Here is a 9,338-nt window from a genome sequence, read left to right as displayed (position 1 = left end):
ATTCCCGGATTCTGACGACCCAGCCGACGAGACTTCCATCATGGGTGCGGTGCTCCTGCACACTGGACACATTGTGTTGCATAGCGCTACCGGTTTCGGTCAAACCGGTCGTGCTATCTGTCGGGTACCGCACTGATACTTGATCGATGCGCGTGACTCGACCGGCAAGGCGAGTCCATTCCGACCGGCTGTATATTTCCCCGACGAAGCCGGCGTACGTATCGCGTTGCAGTGGCACGAGTCGCCGACCCGCGAACATGCGATCAAGCCATTCCTGATCCATTGGGACCAGCTTCCAGTCGACGGCTTCGTTGACTGCGACGTCGAAGCCGTCCTCTGACACTTGCCACTCGGTCTGCCACACATCGGTCTCTTGGGGCGCCTGAGAGGGGACAGCGTCCTCCAGCTCAGGTTCTTCGGGCCTTGCTGCCATGAGCGACTCGTAGGAGCCAAAATAATGAGAATGCTAAATCGGCGATTCTGGACTGGGCCACAGGGCGGAATGTAACCCAGCGGGGCGCTCTGGGTCCGGATCGAAGGGGAGTTATTGCGCGCAGCCGTGGGCCGGCGCCGTCCCACTTTGCGCATGCCACTCCCGTCCACGGGCTGCCGTAACCATATACTCCGAATATGCCAATCACGCGCTCCGCCCGAGGCATCCATGCACAGCCGTCCGACCTTCAGGAGTATGGGGGCGATCTGTGAGCGGGGGTTTGTTCGCCCTGCTGGACGACGTCGCAGCCTTGGCCGCATAGCGGCCGCCTCGGTGGACGACGTCGCTGCTGGAGCCGCCAAGGCGGGGGCCAAGGCCGCTGGCGTGGTTATCGAGTACTACGGGCAGTCTTGCTGATGATCCGTTGGAGCGAATTCAGACGACTGCCAAAGGGGCCTACGTTCTCAGGTTTAGAATTGGTCTGAACGAGAAGTGGTGCCATGCACCGAGTGATGGGCTTCATATCCGGTTGCATTCCCGTAGTTACCATAACGAGGGAAGCTGACGGCACCACGATTAAGTACTGGCCATCTGTTCCGTCGCAATAGTAGCTCCCGTTTTCACAGACCCAGAACCCGTAGCCATACCCAAACTTGGGGAATACGCGCAAGCGATCAAACATGCCCGGGGTACGAACTTGAAGACTTGTCGCTCCGACTACCCAGTCATGGTCAACAATGTTAAGGCGGCTCCCGCGCGACCCTTCGGCCAATAGCATCTCGCCAAAAGTCAGTAAATCCTCACCGGTCATGGAAAGGCCCGTACATCCAGCAGTGTACTGCCCATAATTGCGCCAGGATGCTTCGATGCCCAAAGGACGCAAGACGAGGTCTGATGCTATCTCATGGAGACTTGCACCTAAGTGATCTTGAATTATCACAGATAACAGAAAGGGCCCGACGTTTGAGTAGGAGAAGTGCGATCCAGGTTTGTGGACAATTGGCTGGCCAAGTGCATAACCTAGGTAGTCTTCTTCAGAGACGGACTGGAGATCCTTTCGAAAAAGGAACCCGTTTTCGTGACCGATCGTGTTCGAAATCAGGTGCCTGATTTCTACGTCCTTCCACATTTTGCGGAAACCATTTGATGCGAAGTGACGGTCAAGAAGTGGAGCAACGCGAGAGTTCAAGGAGAGCGGTTTTTTACCTACTGATTGTTTCGATTTGATCAGAGCCCCCAATGTCATGCTGAGGACGGGTTTGCTAACGGAACGGAGATCCACCGGCTCTTGAGTAGAAAACATATGCTCCAGCCTCACACCTTTAGACGAGACTCCAAAATAGTTTAAGCGGAGGTGATTACCTTCTTTATCGACCGCCGCACCAAACTCATTTACGGCGGCGTTGAATGCTGATTCAAATATTTCGTTGCTCACGTGATACTTCTCCTTCAGGTGCGGGGCCCCTACCGCTTGTGGCAGTCCTTGGGGTCAACCAGATTGTTATCGGGACCGCGATCAGGGCCCCGAGGGCGAGCCCAAGAAGCGATGCCGCTCCCAGCAAGCTCAGAAGAGCATTTGGCTCGGTTATCAGTAATGACAACACGACACCAACCAGTACTGTCAGACTTGCCACAGTCGCCTGCCGGAAACGAATGGATTGTTTACTAGAACGCGAGGCAGCGGATGTGGCCTCCGCCAAATTACTTCCCTGTACCTTCACCGTGTCGCGGAGCTGCATGAGCTCCCGCACATGGCGCTCCTCGCGGTCAAATAAGGCGGCAAGGTCAACGCGCGCCTGGCCCACGGTCATTGCTCGATTAGATGCCAAACGCTGCAGTTCAATCGTCTCCAGGACGTCCTGAGCAGCAAGGTCGAGGCGCTCGTTGAACAGCCCTAGCGCACGAACACAGGCAGCTGTTTCCTGCAGGTTTGAGTTCCAAGACGCCGTTGCCTGATCGAAGCGACCGCGCAGAGCATCTACTCCTTTTAGTATTGCCTCATAAACGGCAGTGCCTTGTTCATGTTCTGACCCAAGCAGTGCTGATAGGACGGCAGCTGACTCTGCTGTGGATCCCCAGAGCCCCGAGTCGGGTTGTTGGCGGGCAACGAGGACTTCATGGACATGAGCTCTCGCGCTTTCATCAATCGTCTCCGACGCTCCTCCCATCTCAAGCAATCTGGCTAAGTCGAGGTTGGTGTATCCGGAAACTCGGGCAGTTGAGGTGTAGTCGCTTTGCCGAACGACTCGAGCGAGCGCCGTCGCCTCATCACTGAGGCGAGACTTCCGTAAGGCTGCGACTACGTCTTCCCCGCCTGGAGAAAATATGGCTTGAGAGGCTACCTGACGTGCGATTTCACTCTGTGTAGGTGCGTTTGAGCAGATCCACTCTCCGACGGAGAACCTTACGTCACTTGTGAAGCCCTCAGACTCGAGGATTTCTCCATAACGAGGGGTGAATCTGTTGAGCATGACCATCAACCCACACGTTGGTCCCATGACGCTGTCGTAGGCGCCATTTCGCAAGTGCCCTCTCACATCGGCTAGAACACCGGGCAGGAAGCTTGCGATGTTCACACGAAGACTGTCCAAGGCAATTAATACATCGTGCGAATTCCAAAACCCGCCCTCCCAAAAGCCGCCGTTGAACTGGTGCTCCATCCATAGAACTGCCTCGTTGATGATTGCATCGAGGGAAGTGTAGTTCGCGTAACGAGTCAGGGACTGAGTGCTGTGCTCTCCAAGATGATATAAGCGGCGAAATTCAGATGCTTCTCGGAACGCCAGAGTCCGGGGAGTGGAGATTCGCGCCCAGAATTCGGCAACGTCTTCTGCACTCCAATGCGACGAAAGGACATAGACATCATGTATGCCCCGCAGGCGCCGGGACGGAACACTTAGGTCCTTGTACTCACGTGACGGGATGCCATCTAGCCCGGCTGTTGACTGAATGAAGTCGATGTCGGAGTCGCCACGTGGGCTGTCAATGAAGGCCAATCGGGGCACTCCAGCCGCAATGTACTCCAAAATGTTTTCTAGTATTCGTAAATTTAGCTGCCAGTCAATCGCGATTGTAGAAACAACGACTCGCTCGCCAGCCTCTGCTGAACGGTTTACGAGCAGAAGATCTCTTACGCCGTAATCATCCGCATAACTAGGATCATGGAAGACCGCATCGAACACCGAAGAGTTGAGTGGGCGGATTGTCGATCGATAGAGATGCGCCTTGAAGTCGTTTTCGAGACAATGAGTCTTGACTGATTGTGGAGTTATTTCGTTTGGACTGCTAATTAGGAGGTATGCAGCGGTGTTCATGCAGGCAGGTGTCTCCGCGAAATCAATATCACCTAAACCAGAATCGGTCTCCAAGAATGGGCGTTCCATCATCCGTACGTGATAACGCTCGGGCAGAAAAGAAATTTCGATTGGGTCATCACCCGGGGTGTATGACATCTTCTTCTGATATGAGACAAAGATTCCTCGACCGCGAGATAAAAATTCAGCTATCAGAGGGGCGCCTGAGTTGAGAATAGCTAGTGCGAGCCGATCACTTGTTACGTTCGTCGAAATGAAGAGGCCGTCAAACGTGTCCAGGGCATCATCACCGTTGATAGTGAAGAGGCGGTATAGATTACTTGCGTCAAAAAGACAAAATTCAAACCTGTCTCGCGGCATATTTTCCGACAGGTTTCGCGATACATTTGCGTAACCCGACCGCTGACTCTCACTTTGATTCTGGACGACCGCGACCCGGAACATCTACTTTTACCTGAAACTGGGCGACGGGTGGGCAATGTAGGGACGATCCGCGCGCCCCTCAAAGATTTCAGCCTCGTAATCGTACCAATCATCGGGGAAGAAGTCAGTTGGCAGGTGAAGGAGATGTTCTCTCGCTGCGTTCTGTATCAAGCGGTGAACTTCCTCTGCTCTCTTTCCTGACCACTCAGACCATACATTACAAAGAGGCCGAAGGTGGTACTCTCCGAGCTTAAAGTCATACATAAAGCTGTGTTTGACGGAATAGTTAGGTTTCTCACGCCTTAGAGTCTTGTAATCCATCTGAGTGAAGTTGAAGGGAATTCCAAGATCATGCATGAGCGAGGCATCCTTGTCTACCGACTCCATATCTCGATACGCAACGCTCACAACGCGCCATTCGCGATCGAAATGGTATACAAGGTTTTGTGCATGAGCCTCAAGTTGAAGTCCCGTCCGGCGAAGTATCAGAAAATATCCATCGACGATTGGCTTTATAAAATCAGTGAAAAACCGGTCGGCGCTTGCTAACTCAGGATGAGCGTCGAGGATCTTATGCAACAGCGGAACCACGGGTTGAGATCCGAAGGTCCGGCTGAAGAGAGAAAATCCGGGAACCCGATAGCCGCTAGGCGGTTGAGGGATCGGTTCCTGATGCCGAAGAACAAAACCCCAACCGTCATCCTCGATGAGCACGTTTGCTCCAAAGTATTCCTCCTGTATTGCAAAGCCCGGAATTTGGGTAGCCTCAAGTGAAGCGCTTATGGCAGCAGATACCTCGATTGCCGTCATCAAATGGGTGGGCGGCATCCTGCGGGTTAGTCGCCCCAATCTGCCATGGTAAGAAAGTTTCACGAACTGGGGTTTGCCCATTACATCTGCATATACAGTTCGACCGCTGGACGTGGCAGCAGCTGGTACGGTTGTCGACGCCTCGACGCCGGTCAAGTCGCGAAAGGAAGATTCCATATCAGGGTGGACTGGGAAGAAGAACGGAGCTACTTCGGGAAAGCTTCCGACCGAAGCAATCACCTCCGGAGCCAGCTCAAACAAGGGCAGTTGAAATCTACTGCCGCCGCGGTCGCTCGCATTCAATCCAACTTGCGGTCGGTTTAGAAGTGAAAAGCCACTCGGGGAACCTTCATTCAGATGTCGCTCCAAGTCGAGGTAGTTCCACATGTCGCCCGTAATGTCCACCAACTGCACTTCGGTGCCCCCGTCGTCAACGTCCGCTGTTCGTGATGGTCGTAATATTAGCGGAAGAAGTTGCTCCTTCAACGGTTTGACTAGATATTCGAGCAATTTTGTTAGCGGGGCAATTTCCGACCCATGTTCGCCCCATAAGCCTCGGGGGGCCGTCAATAGGAACAGCGTTGCGGCACGTTTGGCGTCCCGTAAGTTTCATGGAAGGACTGGACCGAGTCGTCGCAGTCCCTCTGCTGAGAAAACAGCAACCCGGCGGGTTTGTAGGAGGATCGGGATGAAGCATTAGGGCACGACGAAGGGCTATTACAGCGCGATGTGTGAACTGTACTGACTAGAAGCTTGAAGCCGGGCAACTTAGTAAGCAAATCGATATAGGGCTGAAACGACGGTTTAGCGCGCGTCCGACCCGTTGGAAGCCTGTCAAGAGGGCCGGGAGAGCGTTCGTTCGAAAATAACGTTGACCGGGGTAAAGGCTTGAGATTCAAAGAAGCCATGGGCCCGATCGTCGAGCTGCCATGAATCTCGACGAATAGCGGCGGCACCATTTGCCTGCGCTATTTTCACCGCGGCATCCATCAATAACTTCCCCACACCCTTGTGCTGGGCGGTAGCTACCACAGCCATGTCGTGAACATAGAGAGAGGAGGACGATAGCCGAAATGGATTGGGCGGCCTTGTTGTGCGCTCAGCAAGCAGGTAGTCGAGTGGCTGGCCTTTGTCCTTGGCAATCAAGACTGCACTTCCATCAGAAAGTTTCAACCCAGGAACTCACGAAATGCTTCTGGATCGGGATCCTCAAATAGGTCAGGGCGCCCCTTGGCAGGAGCGCCTGGACGCCGTACTCAACCCGACCGAGTCATTGAGATCATTTCGGGTGGCCGCACGAATAGGCGGGGCGATCGACGTTGCCGGGCACATACCCAAAATGTAGTCGACCTTCCTCCTTTGAATGACGCAGCGGTTGATCGGGAATTGGTTGCAAAACGCTGGAGTCGGTCAGCTTAGTCTAGGCCCCGAAATACCATTAATGGACCTCTTGATTCTGGACCATAAAAAGCAGGAGCGGTGATGGCGTCCATTCGCTTCACCCAGATTCAAAATTGTCTTCGATCTGCGCGTAGACGGACGACCCCCTTTCAAGGGGTCGCAACACCAGGGACTGCCCCGGGTTTGTTGACTCCTTGACCTAGCGAGCTGAGGCTCGTGGAAGGATGTTGACCATGCCGACGGCTTATGGGGCGGAGTTCCGCCAGGATGTTATTGATGTGGCCCGGAAGGGTGAGGCGCCGTTGGCGCAGATCGCTAAGGATTTCGGGCTTTCGGTCACGACGCTGAAGCGGTGGCTCGCCATCGCGGATCGTAAGGAAATCGGGGTAACCCGAGCAGCGGATGACTCGGCCGAGATGCGGGAACTAAGGAAGCGAAACCTGTTACTGGAGCAGGAGAATGAGGTGCTGCGCCGGGCTGCCGCGTATTTGGCTCGTGACATTAACCCAAAATGACTCTTCTATGGGTTTAGTCAAGCCGTGATGGTCTGGAGTTGGCGGAAGATTGAACGACACACGTAGCGTTTGAGATTGCGGCGGATTTCCCTGTTGGACTTCCCCGCGGCACGGCTGCGTGCGACGTAGTCCTTGGTAGCGGTGTCGAAACTCATCCGGGTTCGGACGATGACGTCGAAGGCCCGGTTGAGTTGACGGTCGCCGGAGCGGTTGAGCCGGTGGCGAGTGGTGTTCCCGGAAGAGGCTGGGCGCGGAGCGACGCCGCCTAACGCTGCGAAGGCCGCTTCTGAACGGATCCGCCCGTGGTGGGAGTAGGCGCAGATGATGATGGCTGCGGTTACCGGCCCTACCCCGGGGATTGTTTGAAGCCCCGGAGCCAGCTCCTCGGCCAGCTGCGCTAGCGCTTTGTGGTTCTTGGTGAGCTGTTCAGTGAGGTTCTTGATTGCCATAGCCATACGTTTAGCCTCGAGTCGGGCGATCCGCACCAAAGTGTCCACGGCTTGGGTGGTCCGCCAAGCCGCAATCGCTGTAATCTGCGTTTCCCGCAGCGATGCGCGGACATCGACGCCCAGGTCGGTGCTACGTAGCAGCGCTGTCAGGGCGTTCCGATTCGCGGTGCGCTGCTGATCGAGGAGGGATCGGGCGGCGAGAAGAATCCGCAATGCGCTCCGGGTTCCTGCGGCGCGGGGTGTGATTACGTGGTCGCGTTGGCGACCAAGGACGGACCGGGCAGCTGCTTCAGCGTCGATCGGATCTGACTTGCCAGTCAGAGCCCGTGAAGACCTAGACGGAGGCCTCACCTCGCCCACATCGATGCCTTCCGTTTGCAGCATCTGTGTAAGGCGGGCCCCGTAGGACGATGTTCCCTCGACGGCTGCGAAGACGGGTTCTCCGCCTGTGCGGCGACGGATCCACGCTAGCGCGCGGTTCATTCCTGCGTCGGTTGTGGGGAATGCGGCTGTGTCGATCAACGCGCCAGTTGCGCAGTGAATCGTTGTGAATGTGTGAGTGCGGGCGTGGGTGTCGACTCCGACGACGAATTCGAAGTCTTCGGCGATGATCGTCATGGTCAGCTACTCCTTCGTTGAACCGGTCAGTTGATGCAAAAGCCTGCTGTGTTCGCGCGAAGACGCATCTGTAACGGGTCACACCGGTGGGTGGACAATCTTCTGATTAGGTCATTCGTGCGGGCAGGCTGGTGCCCGGAGATCAGAGCGGACGAGTCATTTTTAGGACACCGCTTTCACAGGTCGGATATACCCTGAGTCACGCTCTAGCCTCCAAGACCAGCCTGCCAGCCAGCCTCTGGCCGGCTACTGACCATTACAGACGTACCCGCTGGTCACGGACCAAGACGGTCGATGGTGTTCCCGTCGCGGTGAATTGCTTCGGTGTTGGGAAACAGCCAAGCAGGGCTATTACCGGTGGAAAGCTAACCCTGTGACTGACCGGGACTGGGCTGATGCGCATCTAGTGCACGCAGCACTGGAGATCCACGCCGATGATCCCGCGTTCGGGTACCGGTTCATCGCCGACGAGCTCCCCGGCAAAGGCGTTGCGGCGGGCGAGAACAGGGTCCAGCGGTTGTGTCGCGACCACCGGATCTGGTCGGTGTTCTCGCGGAAGCGGGGCTTGAACCGTAAGCCCGGACCTCCGGTCCATGACGACCGGGTGCAACGGGACTTCACCGTAACAGCGCCAAACCAGCTGTGGTTAACGGACATCACCGAACATCCCACCGCTTGAATTCTAGGCATCGTCGCAACACCCTGAGATTCAGGGAGCATGTTGTGGTCGGTCGACCTCGTGGAAAGCAGAACCTGCAGTACATGGCGAAGGAGCGGGAGGAGTTCTTTCATCGTTTGGATCGTGGGGGCACGATTCGTGCTGTCGCGGCCGAGCTCGGGCTGAGCGTCGACTCCTGTTACCGGTGGCGCAGCGAGGCGCAGCTGTCCACACCTCGCGTGAAGAACCGGTCGTACACGGCTGAGGACAAAGCCGAGTTCTTCCGACGGCTGAAGATCAGCGGAAACGTGTCGCGGGTGGCGAAGGAACTCGGCTTTGTCCGGGTCACCTGCTACAAATGGGCGCATCGGGCCGGGATCTTCACAGGCACGGATACCCGCGCTCAGCGGGCACGGTTTCTCGATCTCCGAGCTGCCGGGGTGAGTCGGGCCGCGGCGGCCAGTCAAGTCCAGGTCGACAAACGGACCGCGGCAGACTGGGACAAGGGCATCACCCAGATCACTGGCGGACGCCGCTACCCGGACGGGCGTGTGGTCCGCTACGCCCAAGCGGCGATACTGGCAAATGTGAAGTCACCGCGCACCACCTACACACGAGGGACACCAGTTGATTTGGTGCGACTCGAAACCGTTGTAGATGCCCGTTACCTCAGCCTGGTTGAACGCGAGCAGATCCACGATCTGCGCAGGAGCGGCC

Annotated in this window: 6 protein-coding genes and 3 pseudogenes; 4 read left to right on the top strand and 5 right to left on the bottom strand. The window is 56.2% G+C overall.

The features are described from left to right. Window positions 1-139 precede the first annotated feature (139 nt). On the top strand, window positions 140-340 hold the full coding sequence (locus DDA93_RS16230; protein WP_133185582.1) for a hypothetical protein: 201 nt from the start codon (window positions 140-142) through the stop codon (window positions 338-340). Window positions 341-821: 481 nt separating this feature from the next. Here the strand turns inward: DDA93_RS16230 and DDA93_RS15580 are convergent, their stop codons facing one another. The 4 genes from DDA93_RS15580 to DDA93_RS15565 all read right to left on the bottom strand — a co-directional run bounded on the left by DDA93_RS15580 (window position 822) and on the right by DDA93_RS15565 (window position 6,153). Further along, entirely contained in the window at window positions 822-1,868 is a 1,047-nt protein-coding gene (locus DDA93_RS15580; RefSeq protein WP_133185580.1) for a serine hydrolase, read from the bottom strand. Next, a complete protein-coding gene (locus tag DDA93_RS15575; RefSeq protein WP_116779263.1) occupies window positions 1,849-4,191 on the bottom strand; it encodes a hypothetical protein in 2,343 nt (780 codons plus the stop codon). Before DDA93_RS15575 ends, DDA93_RS15580 begins: the two co-directional genes overlap by 20 nt. 6 nt (window positions 4,192-4,197) lie before the next feature. After that, on the bottom strand, window positions 4,198-5,394 hold the full coding sequence (locus DDA93_RS15570; protein WP_116779262.1) for a hypothetical protein: 1,197 nt from the start codon (window positions 5,392-5,394) through the stop codon (window positions 4,198-4,200). A 420-nt stretch (window positions 5,395-5,814) separates the two neighbouring features. Beyond that, window positions 5,815-6,153 carry a GNAT family N-acetyltransferase gene (locus DDA93_RS15565; RefSeq protein ID WP_207771369.1) on the bottom strand — a complete coding sequence of 113 codons (339 nt, stop codon included), beginning with the start codon at window positions 6,151-6,153 and terminating at the stop codon, window positions 5,815-5,817. Window positions 6,154-6,614: 461 nt separating this feature from the next. Here DDA93_RS15565 and DDA93_RS15560 point away from each other — a divergent pair. After that, window positions 6,615-6,893: pseudogene (locus DDA93_RS15560) on the top strand (IS3 family transposase); the annotation flags it as partial. Window positions 6,894-6,913: 20 nt separating this feature from the next. On the opposite strand, the gene DDA93_RS15555 reads toward DDA93_RS15560, so the two are convergent. Further along, the gene (locus DDA93_RS15555) at window positions 6,914-7,963 is read right to left on the bottom strand and encodes an IS110 family transposase (RefSeq protein WP_116779260.1); all 1,050 of its coding nucleotides are present in this window, start codon (window positions 7,961-7,963) and stop codon (window positions 6,914-6,916) included. 265 nt (window positions 7,964-8,228) lie between these two features. On the opposite strand from DDA93_RS15555, the pseudogene DDA93_RS15550 reads away from it, so the two are divergent. Together DDA93_RS15550 and DDA93_RS15545 are read left to right on the top strand one after the other, a co-directional pair. Further along, a pseudogene (locus DDA93_RS15550) lies at window positions 8,229-8,636 on the top strand (IS3 family transposase); the annotation flags it as partial. An 89-nt stretch (window positions 8,637-8,725) separates the two neighbouring features. Next, window positions 8,726-9,338, top strand: a pseudogene (locus tag DDA93_RS15545) (hypothetical protein); the annotation flags it as partial.

This window comes from Arthrobacter sp. Bz4, from assembly GCF_003075455.1.
GTDB lineage: Bacteria > Actinomycetota > Actinomycetes > Actinomycetales > Micrococcaceae > Arthrobacter_D.
This window is presented reverse-complemented; position numbering and strand designations above follow the sequence as displayed.

Coding starts and splice junctions, on each gene's coding strand:
- DDA93_RS15555 (WP_116779260.1), bottom strand. CDS start 7,963: ATGACGATCATCGCCGAAGACTTCGAATTCGTCGTCGGAGTCGACACC.
- DDA93_RS15575 (WP_116779263.1), bottom strand. CDS start 4,191: ATGTTCCGGGTCGCGGTCGTCCAGAATCAAAGTGAGAGTCAGCGGTCG.